General features: G+C 59.9%; 18 protein-coding genes and 1 other RNA gene. 1 reads left to right on the top strand and 18 read right to left on the bottom strand.

The genetic code is table 11. The annotated features are described in order from the left end of the window. Positions 1 to 7 precede the first annotated feature (7 nt). The 16 genes from ftsA to rnpB all read right to left on the bottom strand — a co-directional run bounded on the left by ftsA (position 8) and on the right by rnpB (position 16,985). On the bottom strand, positions 8 to 1,267 hold the full coding sequence (gene ftsA, locus AB6B39_RS11305; protein WP_284370304.1) for a cell division protein FtsA: 1,260 nt from the start codon (positions 1,265 to 1,267) through the stop codon (positions 8 to 10). Continuing rightward, on the bottom strand, positions 1,264 to 2,142 hold the full coding sequence (locus tag AB6B39_RS11310; RefSeq protein WP_371398582.1) for a cell division protein FtsQ/DivIB: 879 nt from the start codon (positions 2,140 to 2,142) through the stop codon (positions 1,264 to 1,266). Before AB6B39_RS11310 ends, ftsA begins: the two co-directional genes overlap by 4 nt. Then, positions 2,106 to 3,068, bottom strand: a complete 963-nt coding sequence (locus AB6B39_RS11315) for a D-alanine--D-alanine ligase (RefSeq protein WP_284370300.1) — start codon at positions 3,066 to 3,068, stop codon at positions 2,106 to 2,108. The genes AB6B39_RS11310 and AB6B39_RS11315 overlap by 37 nt, the downstream gene beginning before the upstream one ends. Next, a complete protein-coding gene (gene murB, locus AB6B39_RS11320) occupies positions 3,065 to 3,961 on the bottom strand; it encodes a UDP-N-acetylmuramate dehydrogenase (protein ID WP_284370298.1) in 897 nt (298 codons plus the stop codon). The genes AB6B39_RS11315 and murB overlap by 4 nt, the downstream gene beginning before the upstream one ends. Then, positions 3,958 to 5,331 carry a UDP-N-acetylmuramate--L-alanine ligase gene (gene murC / locus AB6B39_RS11325; protein WP_348520156.1) on the bottom strand — a complete coding sequence of 458 codons (1,374 nt, stop codon included), beginning with the start codon at positions 5,329 to 5,331 and terminating at the stop codon, positions 3,958 to 3,960. The genes murB and murC overlap by 4 nt, the downstream gene beginning before the upstream one ends. A 76-nt stretch (positions 5,332 to 5,407) precedes the next feature. Next, positions 5,408 to 6,481, bottom strand: coding sequence for an undecaprenyldiphospho-muramoylpentapeptide beta-N-acetylglucosaminyltransferase (gene murG, locus AB6B39_RS11330; RefSeq protein ID WP_284370294.1), 1,074 nt, complete (start codon positions 6,479 to 6,481; stop codon positions 5,408 to 5,410). Position 6,482: 1 nt separating this feature from the next. Then, entirely contained in the window at positions 6,483 to 7,631 is a 1,149-nt protein-coding gene (locus tag AB6B39_RS11335) for an FtsW/RodA/SpoVE family cell cycle protein (protein WP_284370292.1), read from the bottom strand. After that, entirely contained in the window at positions 7,628 to 9,091 is a 1,464-nt protein-coding gene (gene murD, locus AB6B39_RS11340) for a UDP-N-acetylmuramoyl-L-alanine--D-glutamate ligase (protein WP_284370291.1), read from the bottom strand. Before murD ends, AB6B39_RS11335 begins: the two co-directional genes overlap by 4 nt. Next, positions 9,092 to 10,186, bottom strand: coding sequence for a phospho-N-acetylmuramoyl-pentapeptide-transferase (mraY, locus tag AB6B39_RS11345; protein ID WP_371398583.1), 1,095 nt, complete (start codon positions 10,184 to 10,186; stop codon positions 9,092 to 9,094). Next, positions 10,186 to 11,544, bottom strand: coding sequence for a UDP-N-acetylmuramoyl-tripeptide--D-alanyl-D-alanine ligase (locus AB6B39_RS11350; protein ID WP_284370286.1), 1,359 nt, complete (start codon positions 11,542 to 11,544; stop codon positions 10,186 to 10,188). The genes mraY and AB6B39_RS11350 overlap by 1 nt, the downstream gene beginning before the upstream one ends. Next, positions 11,541 to 12,962 carry a UDP-N-acetylmuramoyl-L-alanyl-D-glutamate--2,6-diaminopimelate ligase gene (locus tag AB6B39_RS11355; RefSeq protein WP_371398584.1) on the bottom strand — a complete coding sequence of 474 codons (1,422 nt, stop codon included), beginning with the start codon at positions 12,960 to 12,962 and terminating at the stop codon, positions 11,541 to 11,543. Before AB6B39_RS11355 ends, AB6B39_RS11350 begins: the two co-directional genes overlap by 4 nt. Continuing rightward, complete coding sequence (locus AB6B39_RS11360) at positions 12,959 to 14,623, bottom strand: peptidoglycan D,D-transpeptidase FtsI family protein (RefSeq protein WP_284370281.1); 1,665 nt, start codon at positions 14,621 to 14,623, stop codon at positions 12,959 to 12,961. Before AB6B39_RS11360 ends, AB6B39_RS11355 begins: the two co-directional genes overlap by 4 nt. Beyond that, positions 14,620 to 14,970: a hypothetical protein gene (locus AB6B39_RS11365; protein WP_284370279.1), complete on the bottom strand. Its 351-nt coding sequence runs from the start codon at positions 14,968 to 14,970 to the stop codon at positions 14,620 to 14,622. Before AB6B39_RS11365 ends, AB6B39_RS11360 begins: the two co-directional genes overlap by 4 nt. Then, positions 14,967 to 15,959, bottom strand: coding sequence for a 16S rRNA (cytosine(1402)-N(4))-methyltransferase RsmH (gene rsmH, locus AB6B39_RS11370; RefSeq protein WP_284370277.1), 993 nt, complete (start codon positions 15,957 to 15,959; stop codon positions 14,967 to 14,969). The genes AB6B39_RS11365 and rsmH overlap by 4 nt, the downstream gene beginning before the upstream one ends. Further along, the gene (locus AB6B39_RS11375; protein ID WP_284370274.1) at positions 15,956 to 16,408 is read right to left on the bottom strand and encodes a division/cell wall cluster transcriptional repressor MraZ; all 453 of its coding nucleotides are present in this window, start codon (positions 16,406 to 16,408) and stop codon (positions 15,956 to 15,958) included. The genes rsmH and AB6B39_RS11375 overlap by 4 nt, the downstream gene beginning before the upstream one ends. Before the next feature lie 206 nt (positions 16,409 to 16,614). Next, positions 16,615 to 16,985: RNase P RNA component class A (rnpB, locus tag AB6B39_RS11380), an RNA gene on the bottom strand. Positions 16,986 to 17,093: 108 nt separating this feature from the next. Here rnpB and AB6B39_RS11385 point away from each other — a divergent pair. Further along, positions 17,094 to 18,227 carry a hypothetical protein gene (locus tag AB6B39_RS11385; RefSeq protein ID WP_284370273.1) on the top strand — a complete coding sequence of 378 codons (1,134 nt, stop codon included), beginning with the start codon at positions 17,094 to 17,096 and terminating at the stop codon, positions 18,225 to 18,227. A gap of 11 nt (positions 18,228 to 18,238) precedes the next feature. Here the strand turns inward: AB6B39_RS11385 and AB6B39_RS11390 are convergent, their stop codons facing one another. Both AB6B39_RS11390 and lon read right to left on the bottom strand, forming a co-directional pair. After that, positions 18,239 to 19,558: a CoA transferase gene (locus tag AB6B39_RS11390; protein WP_371398766.1), complete on the bottom strand. Its 1,320-nt coding sequence runs from the start codon at positions 19,556 to 19,558 to the stop codon at positions 18,239 to 18,241. Between the two features lie 5 nt (positions 19,559 to 19,563). Next, positions 19,564 to 21,966, bottom strand: a complete 2,403-nt coding sequence (lon, locus tag AB6B39_RS11395; RefSeq protein ID WP_284370272.1) for an endopeptidase La — start codon at positions 21,964 to 21,966, stop codon at positions 19,564 to 19,566. Between the last annotated feature and the right edge of the window lie 762 nt (positions 21,967 to 22,728).

The raw sequence follows: 22,728 nt of genomic DNA on the forward strand, positions 1-22,728 counted from the left end.
GGACACGCTAGAAGTTCTCGCGCAACCACTGAACGGATCGCGACAGTGCATTGCCCTGATAGCGGGAGCGCTGATAGCGTCGCCCAGACAGATCGGGAGGGCCGGAAATCGCTTCTCCTTCCTGCTGGAAAGCATGCCGTAACAGTCCTGCTGCAACGGCATAGTCCGGCGCATCCATCGCATCGGTCAAACCAAACACGCCGTGCGGTGTGCCGATCCGTACCCGCTTGTTGAACACGAGTTCCGTCACTTCACGCAAGCCGGAAAGCTGGGCCGCGCCGCCTGTCAGAACGATCTGGCGGCCAGAATAAGCGTCGAGCTTTGCATCGGCCAGACGGTCCCGAATGAGCTCTAGCGTCTCCTCTGTGCGCGCCCGTATAATCGTGGTCAGCCTGGCCCGGGGGGCATGCTGCAGCTCATCCATGGCCCCGATAGGCGGACAGGGAATTTGCTCATATTCGTCGCGAGCGCCGTGTAGTGCCGACCCGTAAAACAGTTTGATCCGCTCGGCGGCCTCCATCGGCGTATTTAAGCCCCTCGCAATATCCGACGTGACGTTGCGACCGCCGACGCCGATCGCATCGACATGAATTAGCGTATTGTCGCGAAAGACGGAAACCGTGGTCAACCCGGCGCCCATATCAATCAACGTCACGCCCAGATCGCGCTCATCCTCGGTCAGCACAGACTGGGCGGCTGCGTAGGGGCTGGCCGTGACGCTGCGCAGCGCCAAATGGCAGCGTTCTATACAATGAGCCAGATTGCGCAGCGGGCCGATCCCTGCGGTTACAAAGTGCATATCAACGCCGAGCTTCTGCCCATACATACCGCGCGGATCGCGAATGCCGCTTTCGCCGTCCACTTCCCAATCCAGGGGGAGGGCGTGCAGAATGGCATAATCCGGCTGCGACAGTTCCGACAGAGATGTGCCAATCACGCGTTTCAAATCCCGGTCGGCAATCGCCCCGGAGGCGAATTCAGTCTGAACACGCAGATGGCGCGAGTCGAGCGAGCGCAGGCCGACATTGACGCTGACTCCGTGAACGGAGACGCCAGCCGCACGCTCGGCCTTCTCTACCGCTTTGCGGATTCCCATTTCAGCGGCTTCCAGATCCACGACCGCCCCGGCCTTGACCCCACTGCTACAGGCCGTGCCACAGCCCAGCATGCGGATCCCCATAACGGGGTCCTTCTGTCCGATCAGGCAGACAACCTTGGCCGTGCCGATATCCAGCACACACACCGTATCGGATGGGCGAACGCTCACGCTTCGGATGCGGTTTTGGCTGTCAGCGTCAGGCGGTCGCCAAGACGCAGGTCGATGACGCCGTAATCCGTACCAAGCCTAGCCTTGACTGAATTGAAGCGCTGCAGGGCTTCGGCCTCATCTCCAACAGGCAGACGCAGGACCATACCCTCCGCGAAGTGCAGGTCCCATCGCCCCGATGCATGCCGTGTCAGCGATTGGGTCGCGTCCCAGATCGCTGGGAATTGCTCCAAGATTTGCGTGATCGAAACGGCATGGTTGGCCGCATCGACTCCAGTGAAGATCCGCAGTCTGCTTGCGACAAACTCATTGGCGGCAGATAAAGGAGCGATGATCCGTCCATCATGCGCCGTCAGATAAACCGTCCCATTGGTCTGATAGAGTGCGTAAGGCTCAATCTCGACGAGCTGCACAACGATCCGGTTCGGCCAGAGACGCCGCACCACGGCTCGGTCGACCCAGGGCAGGCTTTCCGTATTGCGCTGAGCACGTTTGAGGTCGGCACCGAAAAAATAGTCGCCTTCATAGATGCCGACGGCTGCGCGCACATCGTTTTCGTTCAACCGCCCCTCGCCCGTCACATCGATCCGTTCGACCGTGAAGCCCATGGCCATTAGCCTGTCCTGCTTAAAATCCGTCACACTCTGTCGAACGGTCGGCAGATAGCCGCCCAGCCACAGCGCAACGAACGCCAGTGCCAGAATGACCAGCATCGCGCTGGACGCAAAGCGCAGCATCGAACGGTTAGACAGGGTCGCGGACCGTAGCCCGGCATGAATACGGGATTGAACGAGGCGCGATGCCCCGCGCAGATCAGGTTTGAGCGGGCTGACGCGTGTCAGCTTGGCGGGTTTCTTTGCCCCTTTCTTGGCCATGACGCGTCCTCCACAATCCACCGACAGAGCTTCGAAAAGCTCATACCAACATGCTGACATTGTTCGGGCACCAGCGATGTCGGAGTCATTCCGGGCTGAGTATTAAGCTCAAGCATTACTAATCCATTTACTACGTCGGATTCTGATGGGTTTTCATCCCAATTCCGGTCGTCCAACCGATAGTCGGCCCGCGTCACGCCCGAGCAGTGAAGCGCCCGGTGAGCGATCTCCGCATTATCCATCGCCATGCGCGTCACAATGTCCGGAAGGGGCGGATTGAGGATGTGGCGCGATCCGCCATCCGCATATTTGGCGTCATAATCATACCAGTCGCCTTCCGGAACGATTTCCGTGACACAGACGGCCTTACCACCCAGAACGGAGACTGTGAGCTCGCGCCCCGCGATGAACGGTTCGATCACGGGTGCGTCACCCAATCCCTCGTCTCGCCCCATGGTGTCCAGCAGGGCCTTGCTTTCCTCATGAACCAGATAGACGCTGGCCGAGGAGCCGGACCCGTTGGGTTTGACGACATAGGGAACTGGTAGCACGCCGCCCTGCGCGATCAGAGTGCGCGATGCGGTCTGGCCAATCGGAACAGTGATGCCGTGCAGGGCGAACACGGCCTTGGCCCAATCCTTGTTCATTGCCGCGCGAGAGGCCGCCACGCTGGAATGCGTATAAGGGAGCCGCATCTGCTCGAGGATGCCCTGCACTTCGCCGTCCTCACCCCAGTCACCATGCAGGGCGTTGAACACCACATCCGGCGATATCGCCGTCAGCTCGGCTTCGATCCGGTCAGGATGGGCGTCGACCTCCATGACGTCAAACCCCTCTCTGCGCAGCGCTTCGGCACAGGCCCGACCGGAGACAAGGCTGACGTCGCGCTCAGCCGATATACCGCCCATCAGAACCGCGACCTTCATGCGGGCCGACCGATCCGGCGCACTTCCCACTCCAGCTGAATGTCTTGGCTGTCCAGCACGCGGGAGCGCACCGTTTCTCCCAAGGCTTCGAGATCGGCTGCGCTCGCATTGTCGGCATTGATCATGAAGTTGCAGTGCTGCTCGCTCATCTGGGCACCGCCGACACGAAAGCCGCGCAGACCGGCCGCATCAATGACTTTCCAGGCGGAATGACCGTCCGGATTCTTGAACGTCGAACCACCCGTTTTCGATCGGATCGGCTGGGATGCCTCACGCTTGTCCGTAATTACGTCCATACATGCCTTGATCGCATCCGGATCGTCAGCCTGACCCTGAAAGGTCGCTTGCGTGAAAATCAGATCCGTAGAGAGTTCGGATTTGCGGTAGCTATAGCCGAACTCATCGACCCTCAGAATGCATCGTCGCCCACGGCGGTCGATTGCGACTGCTTCGACAAGAACATCTTTTGTTTCAGTCCCGTAGCAGCCTGCATTCATGCGGAGTGCGCCGCCAATCGTGCCGGGAACACCGGCATAGAATTCGAGTCCTGCAACGCCGTTTTTCGCAGCAGCCTTGGCCACGCGCGCGTCCAGCGCAGCAGCCCCGGCTGTGACCCGCACCCCATCTACATTGACTGTGCCGAAGCCCGGACCCAGACGGATGACGATGCCCTCAATGCCGCCGTCGCGAATGATCGTGTTAGACGCAACACCGAGAACCGTGACAGGTAACTCCGGATCGATCGAGGACAGAAACAGCGCTAGATCAGCCTCGTCCTTGGGCATGAACAGCACATCCGCCGGTCCGCCAACGCGCAACCAGCTATAGGGTGCCAGATCGACATTACGGCGCAACGAGCCGCGAACAGCTGGCAGATCTGCCAGCCCGCTCATACCTTGTCCAGAGCCTCAGCAAGGCCGGCGGCCCAATGCGTGATGTCCCCGGCGCCCAGGCAGATGATCAGATCGCCCGCTGCCAGATCGGGTTTCAGATCTTCCGCGAGCGTGGCTTTGGTTGTCATCGACACTTCGCGGTGGCCATGACCTTGCAGGCTTTCCACCAGCGCAGGACCGGAAATGCCTTCGATCGGCGCTTCACCCGCCGCGAATACATCCGATATGCGTACCGTGTCGGCATCGTTGAAACAGGTTGAAAAGTCCTCGAACAGGTCCTTCAGTCGCGAGTAACGATGCGGCTGCATGACCGCATGGACCCGACCTTCGGCTACCTGACGGGCGGCTTGGAGTACGGCGCTGATTTCGACCGGGTGATGGCCGTAGTCGTCAATGATGGTCACACCGTTCCAGTCACCGACGGGCGTAAAACGTCGCTTAACCCCGCCAAAAGCGCTCAGCCCGGCCCGCACAGCATCTTCGCTCATGCCCAGTTCCCGCGCAACCGCGATGGCGGAAAGAACATTCTGTGTATTGTGACGTCCCGCCATGGGCAGGAACAGGCCCTTCCATTCAACATCTTCCTCGTCAGTCCGGAAAATTGCATCGAACCGCGTGCCCGTCGGCTCCAGCTCCAGATTTGTGGCGCGCACATCCGCCTGCGGATTGAAGCCATAGGTGACGATCCGCCGGTCCGTCACGCGAGAGACCAGCGACTGCACTTCCGGGTGATCCGTACAGAGAACCGCAAAGCCGTAAAATGGCAGATTCTCAACAAAGGCGTCGAATGCGGAGCGGAGCGTGTCGAACGCACCGTAATGCTCCATATGTTCGGGATCTATATTGGTCACGACTGCGACGGTCGGCAGCAACTTCAGGAACGACCCATCGGATTCGTCGGCTTCGACGACCATCCATTTGCCCATGCCGAGCTTGGCATTGGATCCGTAAGCATTAATGATCCCGCCATTAATGACGGTCGGGTCGAGCCCGCCCCCTTCGAGCAAGGCTGCAATCATTGTTGTCGTCGTCGTCTTGCCGTGGGTGCCACCAACGGCGACGGTCCATTTGAGGCGCATCAGTTCGGCCAGCATCTCAGCGCGGCGTACGACCGGAATGGAGCGCGCCCGGGCTTCCACCAGTTCGACATTATTCGGCTTGATAGCGGAGCTCATCACAATGGCTCCGGCGCCGATGACCTGTTCGGCCTGCTGGCCAATGAAGACTGTCGCCCCCAATTCCTCAAGGCGACGCGTAATCGCCGTTTCGCGCATGTCCGAGCCCTGCACGGCATAGCCAAGGTTCAGCATCACTTCGGCGATACCGCTCATGCCGATGCCGCCAATCCCGACAAAATGGATCGGACCCATATCGAAGGGCACTTTGGTCGCCAGATTGCGACGCGTTTCCGGTATTTTTTTCAATGTCGTTATTGGGGTCACGATTTCAGCCAGCTGCAGAGACGACGAGCGCGGCCAGGTCGCGGGCGGCGTCGGGACGAGCGAGCTTCTTGGCGTTTCGGCCCGCCTGGTCAAGCCAGTCTTGATCATTCAGTATCTCCGATAGCAGCTTGGAAAGCCGCGCCACGGTGAATTCGCTTTCAGGCACAATCTTGGCCGCACCAAGGCTTTCCAGAGCCCTTGCATTGGCAGTCTGATGGTCATCCATGGCGATGGCCAGCGGAATGAGGATTGATGGTTTTCCCATCAAGGCGATTTCAGAGACGGAGGACGCTCCGGCTCGGGCAATGATCAAGTCGGCTTTTGCAAGATGATCTTCAATATCGGTAAAGAAGGTCGCGAGATTGGCGTGCGCGCCGATCCGCTCATACACTGCCCTGGCGGCGTCCAGTCGGCTTTCCGTGACCTGTTGCGTCAGCCGTAGCCGCATACGGATAGGCTCCGGTAAAGCGGCAATCGCTTCCGGCACGACATCGGATAGAATGTTCGCGCCTAAGCTTCCGCCCACGGCCAGTATATTTATATGGGAAGATGTTTTTGGGACTGAGCGGCTTACGGAGCGGATGATCGCATCGCGCAAGGGATTGCCGACGACGACATGATTGGCCCTGACGGGAAGTTTTTCGAGCCTGTCGAACCCACTCGCAACGATAGTCGCCTTGCGCGCAAAAACACGATTGACGCGACCCAGCACAGCATTCTGTTCATGGATCACGCGGGGAATGTTCAGGCTTTCCGCTGCGCGGAGGGCTGGAAAGCTTGGGTAGCCGCCAAAACCGATGACCACATCCGGTTGCCAGTCTCGCATGAAGGATTTGGCCTGCCGAACCCCTCTCGCCAATTGCATGGTACCGCGCAGGGCCTTGATCGGACGGCGCGGCGAAATCGATGCCGCCTGCACCTCGATGACGGGATCGGCCTTGATCCGGCCTGCATGTTTGCGGCCACGCCCGTCCGTGATCATGGCGCAGTCCCAGCCGAGACGCGTCAGTTCTTCGGACAGGCTCTGGGCCGGGAACATATGTCCCCCGGTTCCGCCAGCAGCGAGAAGCGCCTTCATCTCAGCTCATCCGGTAAGCGCCAGGGCGACGCCGCGTAAACGCCAGGATCAGGCCCGCGCTGAAACACAGGGCCAGAATCGATGATCCACCCGATGAAATGAATGGAAGCGTCATGCCTTTGGATGGCGCCATGTTGAGATTGACGAACAGGTTGATGATGGTCTGCATGCCGATCATCGTGGCCAGACCTGCCGTGGCCAACTGACAGAACTGATCGTTCAGCCGGAGCGCATTGGAGAATGCCCTCACAACGAAGGCCGCGATCAGCAGGACCAGCAACGCGCTGATCAGAAATCCGAATTCCTCCACCGTGACGGCAAAGATGAAGTCCGTATGCCCGTCCGGCAGATCATATTTGACCGATCCCTCACCTGGCCCGCGCCCGAAGAACCCCCCACTGGCAATCGCCTCCAGAGCTTTTTCCGTCTGATAGCCATCCGCCTTGTCCGGCGACACGAAGGCCGACACGCGGGCGCGCACATGGGGAAGTGCCATATAGGCTGCAACCGCTCCGGCGACTGTCACACCCATCATCACCAGCACCCAGCCAAGCGACACGCCAGCAAAGAAAAAGACGGCGGCAAAGCAGAGCGTCAGTAGAAAGCTCTGCCCGAAATCGGGCTGCGTAATCAGCAGCGCGATCAGCAAGCCATATATAGCCAGCACGATCGGCACAGCAGGCACGGACTCATCGCGCTTTGCAGCGGCGAACATCCAAGCGGCGAAGACGATGAAGGCCGGTTTTGCGAATTCTGATGGCTGCAGGCCGAACGGTCCCAGACGGACCCAACGCACGGCACCTTTTACCTCATAACCGATTGACGGCAGCAGTGCCATCAGGGCGACCGCACCGAATAAAGCCAGAACGCCGATGCGGCGTGCGTCGCGCGGTTCGAAAAGGGATATGAAGATCGCGCCGCACAGCCCGAGGCCCGCAAACACCATGTGTCGCATCAGGAAGTAGAAAGGTTCGCCTATGCCGAGCCTGTGCGTGGCCGCGGGTGAGGCCGCCATGGAGAGGATCACGCCCGCACCCAGTAGGCACAGCAGCAATATCAATGTCAGCTGATCGATGGACCGCCACCATTCAGCCAGCAGGAAACGGCGACTGCGCGACGTCAGATGGGTTGGCATGGTCGATAGCGTCATGCCGCACTCCCCTTCGCTTTGTTTGCCTGCGCCTGTTCCTTGGCGGCACGATGATTTGCAAACAGCTCCATCAGGCTTTGCACTTCCCTGCGGAAGGCATCACCTCTGACCTCGAAGTTGGCATATTGATCGAAGCTGGCACAGGCCGGGGACAGCATCACGACCGGATGCTCGACACCCGACTCCAACGCATCATGGGTGGCGCAGAGAACGGCCATCTTCAACGTGCCGGAAACCTTATGGTCGACACCGGCATCCTTCAGTGTTGTGGCGAAATCAGCCGCCGCATCGCCGATCAGATAGGCTTTGCGGATGTGATCCTTGAGATCGAGTAGCGACGTGATCCCGCCTTCCTTAGGAACTCCGCCTGCAATCCAGAAAATATCCTGATAGCTGGCAATGGCCTGACGCGCCGCTTCGGCATTGGTTGCCTTGCTATCATTGACGTAACGGATGCGACCATCCTGTCCGACCCGTTCCATCCGGTGCGCCAGACCCGGAAAGCTGAGGATGGCCTGTCCGATGGGTCGCGGTTCGACACCAAGACTGGCGACGGCTGCATAGGCTGCGGCGGCGTTCTGTGCATTATGGATTCCGTCCAGGGCCTTGGCGTCCGTCAGATCGCAGACGACGCGTCCGCTGCGTCCGGTCCGGTCCATCAGCGGACCGCCCAGTGAACAGACGCCGTGACCCAGCGCCCGACGCGATGAGACCGGAATGATCCGGCGGTTATTGGCCGCCTTCAATCGTGTCGTCAGGGCGCGACCATAGTCATCGTCCACGCCGACGATGATTGCGTCGTCTTTTGTCTGGTTGGCAAAAATGCGTTCCTTCGCGACGCCGTAAGCTTCCATCGAGCCATGACGGTCCAAATGGTCAGGGCTGAGATTGAGGAAGATGGCAGCATCCGCTCGCAAACTTATCGTCCGCTCCAGCTGATAGGAAGACAGCTCGATCACATAATGCGTCCCGGCATGCATGCGATCGAGATCAAGCACGCCGCGACCGATATTCCCACCGATCTGGGCGTCACGACCGATGGTCTTGAGAATATGACCGATCAGCGCCGTCGTGGTCGACTTTCCGTTCGTTCCTGTGATCGCAATAACTTTCGGTCGATCGCCAGCCGGTCGGGCATTAATCTCGCGTGCCAGGATTTCAATATCGCAAATGATCGGGACGTCCGCCGCCGTGGCCGCGACAGCCGTCCAGTGCGGCGCGGGCAGGTCATGCGGAACGCCCGGCGACAGAACCAGTTCATCGAAGCCGGACCAGTCAGCCGCGCTAAGATCCTGTATGTCCACGCCTTCGGATTGCGCCGCATCGCGGGCGGCGTCCCGGTCATCCCAGGCCCAGACTTCAGCGCCGCCGGCCTGTAGTGACAAAGCCGCTGATACGCCGGTCCGCCCGAGGCCGAAGACGGCGACGCGCCGTCCCTTGAATGTCGTTGCCTTGATCATCTACCGCAGTTTCAACGTCGAAAGCCCGATCAGGGCCAGAATGATGGCGATGATCCAGAAGCAAATCACGATGGTCGGTTCCTGCCAACCCTTCTTCTCGAAATGGTGGTGGATCGGAGCCATGCGAAAGACGCGTTTACCCGTCAATTTGAAGCTGGCGACCTGAACGATAACTGAGACCGCTTCGAGGACAAACAAGCCGCCAATGATCGCCAAGACGATTTCGTGCTTGATCGCGACCGCTGTCGTACCCAGCGCGCCGCCTAGCGCCAGACTGCCCGTATCGCCCATGAAGATCATGGCCGGCGGCGCATTGTACCACAGGAAGCCCAGCGAGGCACCGATGATCGCGCCGAGGAAGATCGTCACCTCGGCACTGCCAGGCACATGCGGCACGCCGAGATAGTTCGAAAAGATCGCATTGCCGACAAGGTAGGCGATAAAGGCGAGCGCCATGCAGGCAATCATCACCGGCACGATCGCCAATCCGTCCAGACCGTCAGTCAGGTTCACAGCATTGGCACTGCCGACAATGACAAGACAGCCGAAGGGGATGAAGAAGACGCCGAGATTGATCCAGAAATCTTTCAACATGGGTATGGCCAGCCCCGTATTGAAACCACCCTCCGCCGGGATCGCTCCTGTCAGGATCCAGACAGCCAGCGCAGCAATGATGAATTCCAGCATAAGACGGATCTTGCCGGAGAAGCCCTTATGGCTCTGGCGTTTCACTTTCAGATAGTCATCGTAGAAACCGATCAGGCCGAAACCAGCGGTGACCATGAAAACAGTCCAGAGGAACGGGCTTTTCAGATTGCCCCAGAGGAGGGTCGAGATCACGACGGAAAGCAGGATCAGCAGGCCGCCCATGGTCGGCGTCCCGGCTTTAGCGATGATATGACCTTCCGGACCGTCTTCGCGGATCGGCTGCCCCTTACCCTGTTTGGCTCGCAGCCAGTCGATCATGCGCGGGCCAAGAATGAAGGCGATGATCATCGCCGTCATCAGCGCGCCGCCAACACGAAAAGTGATGTAATTGAACAGGTTGAAGAGTTGAAATTCCTCTCCCAGCGGTCCGAGCCATTCATAGAGCATCAGGCGGCCCCTTCCTGTTTCAGTCTGGAGACAAGCTGTCCGAGTCCGGCGGCATTCGATCCCTTGAGCAGCACCACATCGCCCGCCTGCAATTCATCGCTCAATGCGTCACGGAGTTGATCCGCACTATCGGCGTGGAGACCCCGCATTGCGCGCGGCAGCGCGCCTCGAAGACTGCGCATACATTCGCCGATCGTCAGAACGCGGCTGAAACCCGCCTGCACCAGCGGTTCTGCAAGTGCTGCATGCAGGTCCAATTCATCCGGCCCCAACTCATGCATATCCCCGAGCACGGCGATCTTCCGCCCCGGCCTCAACGCCGCTGCCGAGATCGCAGCCCGCATGGATGCCGGGTTGGCATTATAGCTTTCATCGATCAGTGTGATCGCCTGATCGGACAGGGTGAGAGCGTGAACGTCCCCGCGTCCTCCGCTGGCGGTGACGTGTTGCATAGCGCGCGCGGCAGCCTCCAGATCCAAGCCCAGAACGTTGACGACGGCCATGCAAGCTGCCGCATTGGAAGCCCAATGTTCTCCAGCCACGTTAAGGCTTACCGTTATGGCCTGCCCGGCAATATCGAGCGAAACCGTACCGCCATCCGCATGATGGTCGGACGACAGAATGCGAATATCGCTATCTTTGGCGCGCCCGAAGGTGACAATCTTCTGCCCCGCAGCAAGAGACCGGATGCGCGGCGTATAGCTATTATCCGCATTGAGGATCAGCGTCCCGTTCGGCAGGAGTCCGTGGCGGATTTCCGCCTTCGCATCGGCAATCGCTTCGACGCTGTCGAAATTGGCGCGATGTGCAGCGGCGACAGTCGTGATCAGAGCCACGTGCGGCGCAACCTGATGCGACAGATCGGTCAGTTCGCCCGCATGGTTCATCCCGGTCTCGAAAACGGCAAAGTCTGTATCGGGCGGAAGTGTGGCCAATGTGATGGGCACACCGATGTGATTATTAAAAGACCGCTGTGATTTATGCGTTCTCCCCAGCTGGGCCAGAATGGTCGCCAGCGCATCTTTTATGCTGGTCTTTCCGACAGAGCCCGTCACGGCAATTCGCCGAGCACCGCTTCGCGCACGACCGGCCTGCCCTAGCGCTCTCAGGGCCGCGTCCACATGAGTGACATGGACAGCGCGGTCCGTATCCGCATACTCGCTCAACGTTCCGGCAGCGCCTGCCGCAAACGCCGCCTCGATGAAATCATGGCCGTCCCGCGTATCTTTTAGCGGCACGAACAGATCGCCGGGCTGGAGGCTCCGCGTATCGATGGACAGGCCCGAAACGGAGAAATCGGCCGTCGCCTTCCCGCCTGTCGCCGCAGCGATGTCGTTCGATGTCCACAGCACCGTCACGACAGCAAGTCCTGCACGACGGCAACATCGTTGAAGGGGACGACAGTGTCGCCGACAATCTGCCCCTGCTCGTGACCTTTGCCTGCCACAACCAGACAATCGCCCGGCTCGAGACGACGGATCGCTTCGGCAATGGCCGCACGGCGATCGCCGATCTCGTCGGCACGCGCGCAGCCAGACAGGACGGCGGCACGGATCGCCTGCGGGTCTTCGCTGCGAGGATTGTCGTCAGTTACAATCACGTCGTCGGCATATTTACAGGCGGTCTGCCCCATTTTTGGCCGCTTGTCCGGATCGCGATCCCCGCCACATCCGAATACGATCCGCAACTGCCCTTCGACATGGGGTCGAACCGATTTCAACAACTTGGCCAGACCATCTTCCGTATGCGCAAAATCGACAAAGACGGGCGCACCATCGGCTGTGTGACCGGCCATTTCCAGACGTCCCGCAACGCCAGACAGCTTGGACAGTGCGGCCAGCGCCACGTCGGTGTCGACACCAGTTGCCAGTGCCAGACCCAAAGCCATGACGGCATTGAGCGCTTGAAATTCAGCGGCCAGAGGCAGCTCGACGACGTGACGGCAGTCATTGACGATCAGCGACAGGCGCTGAGACGCCGCGCGCGGCATGATTTCGTCGATCCGTATATCTCGCCCTGACCAGCCGACGGACCAGACAGTCAGCCCCATCGCTTCACAGCTCTTGGTCAGTGTCCGCCCAGCCGCATCATCGGCCATGATCACGACTGGGCTGGTTGTGGGCACAAGATCCGTGAATAGCCGCGCCTTGGCGTCGTAATAGGCCTCGGGCGTGCCGTGATAATCGTAATGATCCTGCGTCAGGTTGGTGAAGCCAGCAGCGCGGATGGCGACTTCGTCCATCCGGCGCTGATCTAGCCCGTGCGACGAGGCCTCCATGGCAGCATGGGTTATTCCGTCGGCATGGAGCGTATTGAGTGTCTTATGCAGCGCCAGCGCGTCGGGCGTCGTATGGCTCATGGGCAACAGCCCGTCTCGGGTCTTGACGCCGAGCGTGCCGAAACAGGCCGACGCGTGACCGGCATGCTGCCAAATCTGGCGCAGAAATTCGACGGTCGAGCTTTTCCCGTTGGTACCGGTGACGGCGACGACGGTCTCAGGTTGATCGGGATAGAGCCGCTTGGCGAAGCGCGCATAATCGAGCCGGGGTTGATTGGACCGGATCAGGGGAAGACCCATCGAGTTTGCATCTGGTGTACTCAATATTGCGATCGCCCCTTTTGCCACGGCATCAGGAATGAAATCGCGCCCATCCATCGCCGTTCCCGGCAAGGCTGCGAATACATGCCCCGGTTTGACCTGGCGCGAGTCGCAGCTCAGCCCGGTAATCACGGCATCGGACGCCAAGCCGAAATCATTGAGTGTCAGAGACTTCACTGGAAAGCCTCCATCTGGTTGGCGGCGAATTGCGGGACGTCCCGCGCACCCGGCAGCATCGGACCAATACGCTCGATGATGGCGCCCGCCGTCGGGGCCGCGTTCCAGCCCGCCGTTGCGTAGCCATGCGTGCCTTCGACGGCTTTGGGCTCGTCCAGCGTCACGATCATGGCGTAACGCGGCGACGAATGCGGGAAAGCAGCGACGAAACTGGTGACCAGCCGGTCCGTATCATAGCCACCGCGCATCGGCTTCTCCGCCGTCCCGGTCTTCCCCATGACGCCAAACCCGGAGATATTGGCCTTTCGGCCCGTTCCGTCCGTGACGGTCAGACGCATCATTTCTGCGAGATCTTGTGACACTGCACTGGAAAAAACGCGACGTGTTTCGGGCCGATGCGTGGCATGCCGCTTCAATATCGTCGGGGCGACATAGACACCGTCATTCAAGGCCGCGCCGATCGCGGCGACCAGCGCCAGCGGGGACACGGACAGCCCATGCCCATAAGAGACTGTCACAGTGGCCATTTCACCCCAATTTTTCTGTATTTGCGGACGCGCACTTTCGGCAAGCTCAAACGGCACGCGGTCCAGCAAGCCTAATTGGCGCAGCCAGTATTGCTGCCGCTCGGCCCCAATTCTCTGTGCCAGCATCGCCGTACCCCGATTGGATGATTCTGCGAGCACAAAGTCCAGATTCAGCGGCACAGACGACGGGTGATCATCCCGGATAAACTTGTTCAGCACCTTGTACGGCTTATGCACGTCGAACATCTCGTCTCTTGTTGCCAGCTTGTCTTCGAGAACCATCGCTATGGTCAGCGGCTTGAACACCGAACCCAGATCGTAGGTTGACATTGAGGCGTGATTGAAGCGCTGTTCGGGCGATGCTGCGCCAAAGGCGTTTGAATTGAAGTCAGGGGCCGAGACAAAGGCGATCAGCTCACCCGTCTGAATGTCCATCACGATGGCCGCGCCGGAAAGCGCCGAGAAATGTACGATGCTCGCCTTAAGCTCCTCGGTCACGGCATGCTGCACCCGGGCGTCGATCGACAGAGCGAGTTCGGGTGCGTTATCGGCCCCCAACCGCTTATCGAAAGCGCGTTCTGCTCCGGCGGCGCCGGCCAGATCGATATCGGTCCAGCCGATCAGATGCGCGGCCAGTGGCGCATTGGGATAGACCCGCTTCGGTTCGGTTCGGAAACCGAGACCCGGATGACCGAGATCGAAAATGGCCTGACGCTCCTTCGGTGATAGACCCCGATCGACCCAGACGAACGCGCGGTCCGACGCCAACTGTTTGGTAACACGAGCGACATTGAGGTCAGGGCGGATGGATGCCAGCGCCGCCGCCGTCTCAGCCGGGTTCCAGATGCGGGACGGTTCCGCATAAAGCGAGAAGCTCGACAATGTGGTGGCCAGAATGACCCCGTTCCGGTCCGTCAGATCGGCGCGCATATCGAGAATGGCAGCGGGTCGCTCACGCAGATGCGCATCCGGCGAAAACAGAGCGACATCGGCCAGCCGAACCAGCACGACGCAGATCATCGCCAGAAAGATGACAAGACTGATCCGGATCCGTATCCGCCCTTCGGAGACGGCCATGTGATTGACATCAGCAAGGCGGACGGCACTCTGGCGGGAAAGCTTGACGCGGCTCATGGCGCGCTCCCCTCATCCGCATCAGACAGTCCACCCACAACTGGCATATCATCCAGAACCGACGTCTCAGCGACTGTAATCGGGGCGAGACCCAAGCGCTCACGGCCCAGCTCGCCAAGTCGCTCTGGATTTCGCAAGGTCGCCTGCTCGGCCGCAAGCACCGTCAACGCCCGCTCCTGCTCGGCAATTTCAGCTTCCAGCCTTACCACATCGGCGCGCGCCTCCTGCGCTCTGGCCTTCACGAAGAACAGCGTCACGGTCAGTACCAATCCCAGCAGAATCAGCAGGAACAGACCCAGACGGCGCGAGGCCCGCTCAACGGGCGTATAGACATAGGGCGCGCTCATGCGAGCTGCTCCAGAGACGGTAGCGATGCGCCTTTGGGAATCCAGGCTGAGGGATCGCAAGCCTGAACCGGCGCGTCCGTTCGAATTCCAACGCGCAACTTGGCCGATCGCGCCCGTGGATTGGCCAGCTCTTCGGCCCGGCTCGGCTTGATCGTTGATCGGCGTGACAGAATGAACGTGGCAGGCGGCCCTGTCTTTTCAACAGCCGGTGCATAACGCGATCCGCCAGCGACCTCCCCGGCGCGGTCCCGTAGAAACTGTTTGGCAATTCTGTCTTCAAGTGAATGGAAGGTCACGACGACCAGACGACCGCCGGGACTGAGTAGGTTTTCTGCCGCGCAAAGCCCGCGATAAAGCTCCCCCAGCTCGTCATTGACGAAAATCCGCAGCGCTTGGAAAATGCGGGTCGCAGGATGAATTTTCCCGGATCGTCCGATCACGGCCTCGATGATTTCCGCCAGCTGCAATGTCGTATCGATCGGCGCGTCGGCTCGTGCTTCGACGAGACGACGTGCCGCACGGCGTGCGTGGCGTTCCTCGCCATATACCCTGAACAGGGCTGCGAGTTCGTCTTCATCCAGCCTCATGATCGCATCGCGAGCCGTCGGGCCTGACCGACTCATCCGCATGTCGAGTGGTCCGTCTTTCTGAAAGGAGAAGCCCCGGTTCGGCTGATCAATCTGCATGGAGGACACACCGACATCGAAAACAATCACATCGGCCTGCGGCAGGTCGACCCGGTCCATTTTTGAAAAAGGCGTTTCGACCAACAGAAACCGACCCGCATATTGTTCGCTCAACTGCGCTGCACGGGGGCGAACTGTCGGATCGCGATCCAGACCGAAAACATGCGTATCGGCGACGCGCAGCAGCGCCTCACTATAGCCACCGAAACCGAAAGTCGCATCGATCACGATATCGCCGTTCTGAACATCGGATGCTCGCAGGACACTGTCCAGCATGACCGGGATATGCGGACGATCGCTCATACGCCGAACGCGCCGAGCATGGGGCCCGTGGCCCGGGCTTTCTCGCTCGCCGCCATCATGCGGGCCTCGTGGGCGTCGGGGTTCCAGACCTGAAACCGGTTGCCAAGCCCCACAAAGGTTGCTGAACCATCGAGATGGGCGTGGTCTCGGAAATCCTGCGGAAGAACGATCCGCCCGGTCTTGTCATAGCCGAGCTTTCGGGCTTTCCCGAGCAGCACCATCTGCTGCGCCTCGGCATTGACGGGCGATAAGGATCCGTCGGCAACCCGGGCGAAGATTTCGCGCTGAAGGCTCTCCATATAGGCTGTGCCGCCGCCTTCAAGAAAATCGCCATGAACGCTTGGCCAGATATAGATCGACTGCTCATGACCCAACGCTTCACGAAAGCCTGCAGGAACGGATGTCCGGCCTTTCGCATCGATGGCATTTGTCGAACTCGACAGAAACATAAGATCACCCAATGCACGGACCGTGCAGGGCGATCGGGAGAGGCGCTGCAACGGTCCGTGGCATTTTGTGGGATATCGTGGGAAATCGTGGTCATCAATGCCGCATTGAGGTTTTGTTAGGTATAAGTGCCAAGCGGTTAACAGTCTGTGAGTCCTGTGGATAAGGTGATAATCCGTAGGGGACTCAACGGGATGCGATGGGGAAAAATGTCAGAGGGCCTGTAAGCCGGGTTCTGTCCCACAAATTCCCAAGGGAATTTGCGTGTGCGGCCATTCATCTGGGCGATCCGTTACCGGACCGCTCTGGCAACCGACCCGGGCGACACCGGCAAAGCCCGGCATGTGTCGCCCCTATTTGGTCTTGCTCCGGATGGGGTTTACCGTGACGGCCTGCCTTGCGGTCGGCCCGGTGCGCTCTTACCGCACCCTTTCAGCTTTTCCGGACACACAGTCCGGTAGTTTACTCTCTGTGGCACTGTCCCTGCGGTCACCCGCGCCGGGCGTTACCCGGCATCCTGCTTTGCTGGAGCCCGGACTTTCCTCACTTGCAAGCAAGTGCGGCCGCCTGGCCCTCTGACCCCTCCCAAATGGCTGGCCAGGAGCGCACGTCAAGTCTAAGTTTCCGATGTGCAGCGTGGTTGAGCATGTCAGGAGAGGACCCGTCCATATGAGAGCATGCCGTAAAATGTCCGAACGCCCCATCGTTCTGATAACGCTCATCCTTCTCGCGGCACTGATTCAGGCCTGTGCGGATCGCGCCGAACGTGAGGTGGTTCTGACAACGGACGGCAATCTTCTTTTCTATAACGGTCCGGCTTTGACGACGATCGGAAAGCAGAAGGTGGTCGCCTATCTGACGTCCGACGGTCACATTATGGTTGCGGATGTACGGACACCAGAGGCCCCCCGCATCATCCACGATTTCAGGGATCGCCTCTTCGATGGGCCAGGTCGGGCTGATGACCATGCGGCACCGGCCATCATGGCGTCGCCCGATCGTCAGACGTTTTGGCTTGCAACAGCCTATCACGGCACACCGTTGCATCTCTATCAGCTGGATACCGGACTGAATGTTGTCCGTCGCCTGTCCCCTGTGGAGGGCCAGTTCACCTACCCGCGATGGGTGGATTACGGCGACCGGATCGATCTTTTCATTCGTGACCAGTCCAGAGGTTCGGGCGATCTTGTAAGCTTGAGTAGCCAGGACGACTTCCAAAGCACCAGAACAGTGCTCAGCGGTGAATCGGGGCAGTATCTCTATCCAGGTTCCTTCGTCCGTTCCGGTATGCGAACGGCCACCCATTATTCTCACAATCGTGCGGCGGATACGCGCCTCAGAGGGTGGACGCTGGTCGAATTCGAGCCAACAAGCGGGTCGCGGACGCGCGAATGCGATCTGTCCCACCTACTCGGAGATGATGCGGCATCCAATCGTCCGACGGGACTGCATGTTCAGGGCGACAGGGTGACGCTCGCCACATCCGTCATGACCGAAACTGAATTCTCCAAGCCTGAGCGCGCATTCACGATGGAAAACCGGGTTATCATCGCGCGGGGCTCTCTGAATGACTGCGCCTCCTTCGCCGTCATTCATGCCGGCGAAGCGACGGCACCCTACTACCACACCTCTGTTGCCATAGATGCGCAAGGATGGACTTATTTCGATGGCGATCAGGCCGTCTCCGATCCCTCGGAGCCGGACTGCTTCCAAAACGACCGAATGCTGTATCCACAGCGCAGTGCGGCAGGTATTCTCTATGCGAGCTTGAATGATTCAATCTACGAAATCAGGAAATTCGATAATAGTCTGCACCTGTGACGCACCGCGTCCTAGACCGACCAGATCGCAGGATCGGCGTGAAGCCGCCGCGCCGGACAATTCCAGCTCATGGGCAGATCGGCCGGAAACCGGATACGTCGCGCAGGCCCCAAGTCAGTCTGTTCGATGGCCGCGGTCATGTCGCTGTCAGAAACCGGCGCGAGCGGTGTGTCGTCATTATCGAGTGGATGCGACGTCAGCAGGGCCGCCGTACGCGCCAGTGAAAGGCGAGCTGACAGGGCCACACCGACCCGCAGAGCCCGCATGACAGCCGCTGCCATCAGATAACCGGTCGCAAAGTCGAGTGCCTGAACGGGAAGCGGTACGGGCGCGTCCGAGCCGCGCCATTCCATGCCTCGATGGGCGATACCGCTACTCATCTGCACGAGACTGTCGAAACCCCGCCGGGTCGACCAGGGACCGGTCCAACCATAAGCGTTCAACGATACGTCGATGAGACCGGGACTGACCCTGCGTCGTTTCTCTTCGCCAAGCCCCAATGCGTCGAGGGCGCCATTGCGGTAGCCATGCACGAGCACATCAGCCGCTTCCAGAAGCGCCAGAAAACGCTCGCGGTCGCCATCGGATTTCAGATCCAACGTCGCCAGCCGTTTACCCGGTGTCACTTCCGTTTCGACCAGCGCTTCGCACCAGCCCGGCGGATCGATGCGCAGCACATCCGCGCCGAACCCGGCCAGTGTGCGCGTACAGACAGGCCCTGCGAGGACCCGCGTCAGATCAAGAACCTTGAGTCCGGCCAGAGGTCGTTCGCCCGGACACGGAACGAACGTTGACGCATCGCCGTGCTCGCGCCAGTCGATCAGCGGCTCCGACCGGACCGCGCGACCCTGTGGGTGATCGGCCCACTCGGACAGACTCATCAATCGAGCCGCACATCCACTTTCCAGAACGACAGCTATTTCCACGGCTGTGGCGGACATGTCCGCGACGCGTGCAGCGACAATGGCGCGATCTGCATCGCAGTTCAGGGCCTCAAGCGCAGCCACCTTGTGATGCGGCGCATTCGTATGAAGGCGTACAAAGCCGTCCTTCGCTTTGTAGATGCCCGCCAGATCGTCCCAGACGGGCGGCAGGTCCCAGCCCTGTGGCTGCACAGTGAAACCGAACCAGAGCGAGGCCAGTCGCCGGTCTATGGTCACAGGCGTAGTCCGACCCGCCAGTGCCGCCGCTTCGGCACAGGCCGCGCCAATCGACGCAACGGCCAGATCGGACACCGCAAAGGCAGACGGCCAGCTCCCCTCACCTGCCTCCTGACAGGCCCGGCTTTGCAGTCCGACCGCGTCCAGCGCAGAGCTGATCTGCGCTTGCAATGTCATCAATTGATTTGCGTGCCCATATCCCGGGACGGATCGATCGCGGATATCCCGCCAAGCAATATGCCCGAGAGCTGCGCCGCATCGTCCTCGGTCCAGTCAATCGGATCAGGCAGCGCCGTAAGTGCGTGCTTCAGGACCTCATCGACGGAGGCGACGGGAATAATGGTCAGCGCCTCTTTCACATTGTCCGGAATTTCGGCCAGATCCTTTTCATTCTCGTCAGGAATCAGCACGGTCTTCACGCCGCCTCGCAGCGCCGCCAGCAGCTTTTCCTTCAATCCGCCGATCGGCAAGACCCGACCGCGCAACGTGACTTCGCCGGTCATGGCCACGTCGGACTTGACCGGAATGCCTGTCAGCACGGACACCATAGCCGTGACCATGGCGATACCTGCGGACGGCCCGTCTTTGGGCGTTGCGCCTTCGGGGACATGGACATGTATATCGCGCGCCCGGAATTCGCGCGGGCTTATGCCGAGTTCCGGCGCGCGCGCCTGCACATAGCTGTTCGCCGCCGAGATCGATTCTTTCATCACCTCTTTCAGATTGCCCGTCACCGTCATCTTGCCCCGTCCGGACATGGACACGGCTTCGATGGTCAGCAGGTCGCCGCCGACGCTGGTCCAGGCCAGCCCCGTGACGACGCCGATCTGATCTTCCGTGTCAGTGCGCCCGAACCGATGTTTCTTCACGCCCAGGAAGTCGCCAATATTGGCGTCCGTAACGGCAATCTGCTTGCCTTTTTCCTTGATGATCTGAGTCAGCGCCTTGCGGGCAAGGCGAGCAATTTCGCGCTTGAGCGAGCGCACGCCCGCTTCACGGGTATAATAGCGGATAATAGCGCGGACAGCGTCATCAGACACGTCGAATTCGTCCGCTTTCAGACCGTTTTCCTTGCGCTGCTCCGGGATCAGGTGACGGCGCGCGATCTCGACTTTTTCATCTTCCGTATAGCCCGGAATGCGAATGATCTCCATCCGGTCGAGCAAGGGCTGCGACATATCGAGACTGTTGGCCGTCGTGACGAACATCACGTCCGACAGGTCATAATCCACGTCGAGATAATGGTCGTTGAACGTATCGTTCTGTTCCGGGTCGAGCACTTCGAGCAGCGCTGCAGACGGATCGCCCCGATGATCGCTGCCCATCTTGTCGATTTCGTCGAACAGAAAGAACGGATTGACGTATTTGGCCTTTTTCATGGACTGGATGATCCGACCCGGCATGGAGCCGATATAGGTCCGGCGGTGGCCGCGAATCTCGCTCTCGTCGCGTACGCCGCCGAGGCTGACACGGACGAATTCACGCCCCGTAGCCTTGGCAATGGAGCGTCCCAGAGACGTCTTGCCGACGCCGGGCGGTCCCACGAGACACAAGATTGGTCCTTTGACCTTCTTCGTGCGTGTCTGCACGGCGAGATGTTCAATGATCCGTTCCTTGACCTTGTCGAGGCCGTAATGATCCTGATCCAGGATGGCTTGTGCCTTGTCGAGATCGCGCTGAACGCGCTTCTTCTTGCCCCACGGCACCGACAGCATCCAGTCGATATAGTTGCGCGACACATTGGCTTCCGCGCTCATCGGGCTCATCTGTTTGAGCTTCTTCAGCTCCTTGGTCAGCTTTTCGCGCGCTTCCTTGGACAGCTTTGTCTTTTCGGCCTTGTCGATCAGCTCGGCCATCTCGTCGACCTCGTCATCGCCGAGCTCGTTCTTGATCGCCTTCATCTGTTCATTGAGATAATATTCGCGCTGCGTCTTTTCCATCTGGCGTTTGACGCGACTGCGGATTTTCTTCTCGACTTTCAGGACGGAGGTCTCGCCGCCAATCGCATCAAGAATCCGCGACAGCCGCACGGCGGGGTCGGCTGTTTCCAACAGTTCCTGCTTGGTTTCGAGATCGGCGCCGAGATGAACCGCGACCGTGTCGGCCAGCTTGGACGGATCATTCGTATCGACGACCGAGCTGACGACTTCTTCGGCGATGCGGTTATTGACCTTGCCGAAATCGGCAAAGGCGTCGCGTACATCTTTGGCCAGAGCACGCGCCTTGACCTTGTCATAGTCGGAACCGACCGTCTCGATGTCCGCTTCCATGAAGCCATCGCGCAGGCGCAGGTCATTGAGTTGCGCCCGGTCCTGCCCTTCAACCAGTACGCGGACCGTGCCGTCGGGAAGTTTCAGCAACTGCATGATCTTGGCGATACAGCCATAGGCAAACAGATCGTCGCTCACCGGTTCATCCGTTGCGGGATCACGCTGCGTCAGCAGGAAAATATGCTTGTCGGCCCGCATCACCTCTTCCAGCGCCCTGATCGAGCCGTCGCGGCCAACGAAGAGCGGCACGACCATGTGCGGAAAGACGACTATGTCGCGCAAGGGAAGAACGGGAAGAGTTTGCGTCATGAACACTGTGCTTTCGAGTCAGAACGAACAGTAACAAAGTGGGGGAGCCCCACCGCAAGCGCAAGGACGCGACTTAGACTTGCGCAGGGAAATCTGCGCCATGATGCCCGGCGATATGTCTGCCGGGCATCATGGCCTCGGCCATATTCGCACTCATCCGAATAGTTCAGCCTCGCTTTCGCACCGACCGCTTATCTCTTCCCGGCATTGGCTTCTTGGGACGGTGGCATTGACGGGTTGGTTTTCCGGCAGGCGCCTTTCTCCAACCAGAGGCGGTCTCCGGCATCAGAGTTGATCTGAACCCTCATCGTCAGGAATGACACGAGGCGTGGGCTCTGCCCCGTGACCGGGAAAGAGTTGAGTGTACCGTTTCGTCGCAAGACAGAGCCCGCGCGCGGTGTTCGGTTCGTTTCGCCTGCCGCGCCTGCGACCCATCGCCTGCGGGTTCCGCGGCCTAACCCCCGATGCCGGATCATGGCAGCGGCGGATGCTTGGCTCACGCGCGGTCCGCGAAGGACCAGCCTCAAGGGCGGCAGAGACAAGGAAGGGTGTCAGCGGCAGCATAAACCGCCGACACATCCGCTCTCGGCCCGGTCGCTCCGCCATCACCTGACGGACCTTTCCGGCTTTCACCGGTCGCGGACATGTCCGTCCGCAACACGGGCCGAAGCCCTCACACCGATCCGCCACACCGAGGGTTATGCCCCACCTCGTGTCCGTGACGGACGAGGGTAAAAGAGCATGGAAATGGGGGTCCGGGGA

The sequence above is a fragment of the Algimonas porphyrae genome (assembly GCF_041429795.1).
Taxonomy (GTDB): domain Bacteria; phylum Pseudomonadota; class Alphaproteobacteria; order Caulobacterales; family Maricaulaceae; genus Litorimonas; species Litorimonas porphyrae.

What these genes read in the sequence shown, in the direction of transcription:
- AB6B39_RS11310 (WP_371398582.1), bottom strand. Translation starts at nt 2,142, where the DNA reads ATGGCCAAGAAAGGGGCAAAGAAACCCGCCAAGCTGACACGCGTCAGC.
- AB6B39_RS11315 (WP_284370300.1), bottom strand. Translation starts at nt 3,068, where the DNA reads ATGAAGGTCGCGGTTCTGATGGGCGGTATATCGGCTGAGCGCGACGTC.
- murB (WP_284370298.1), bottom strand. Translation starts at nt 3,961, where the DNA reads ATGAGCGGGCTGGCAGATCTGCCAGCTGTTCGCGGCTCGTTGCGCCGT.
- murC (WP_348520156.1), bottom strand. Translation starts at nt 5,331, where the DNA reads ATGGGTCCGATCCATTTTGTCGGGATTGGCGGCATCGGCATGAGCGGT.
- murG (WP_284370294.1), bottom strand. Translation starts at nt 6,481, where the DNA reads ATGAAGGCGCTTCTCGCTGCTGGCGGAACCGGGGGACATATGTTCCCG.
- AB6B39_RS11335 (WP_284370292.1), bottom strand. Translation starts at nt 7,631, where the DNA reads ATGACGCTATCGACCATGCCAACCCATCTGACGTCGCGCAGTCGCCGT.
- murD (WP_284370291.1), bottom strand. Translation starts at nt 9,091, where the DNA reads ATGATCAAGGCAACGACATTCAAGGGACGGCGCGTCGCCGTCTTCGGC.
- mraY (WP_371398583.1), bottom strand. Translation starts at nt 10,186, where the DNA reads ATGCTCTATGAATGGCTCGGACCGCTGGGAGAGGAATTTCAACTCTTC.
- AB6B39_RS11360 (WP_284370281.1), bottom strand. Translation starts at nt 14,623, where the DNA reads ATGAGCCGCGTCAAGCTTTCCCGCCAGAGTGCCGTCCGCCTTGCTGAT.
- AB6B39_RS11365 (WP_284370279.1), bottom strand. Translation starts at nt 14,970, where the DNA reads ATGAGCGCGCCCTATGTCTATACGCCCGTTGAGCGGGCCTCGCGCCGT.
- rsmH (WP_284370277.1), bottom strand. Translation starts at nt 15,959, where the DNA reads ATGAGCGATCGTCCGCATATCCCGGTCATGCTGGACAGTGTCCTGCGA.
- AB6B39_RS11375 (WP_284370274.1), bottom strand. Translation starts at nt 16,408, where the DNA reads ATGTTTCTGTCGAGTTCGACAAATGCCATCGATGCGAAAGGCCGGACA.
- AB6B39_RS11385 (WP_284370273.1), top strand. Translation starts at nt 17,094, where the DNA reads ATGTCCGAACGCCCCATCGTTCTGATAACGCTCATCCTTCTCGCGGCA.
- lon (WP_284370272.1), bottom strand. Translation starts at nt 21,966, where the DNA reads ATGACGCAAACTCTTCCCGTTCTTCCCTTGCGCGACATAGTCGTCTTT.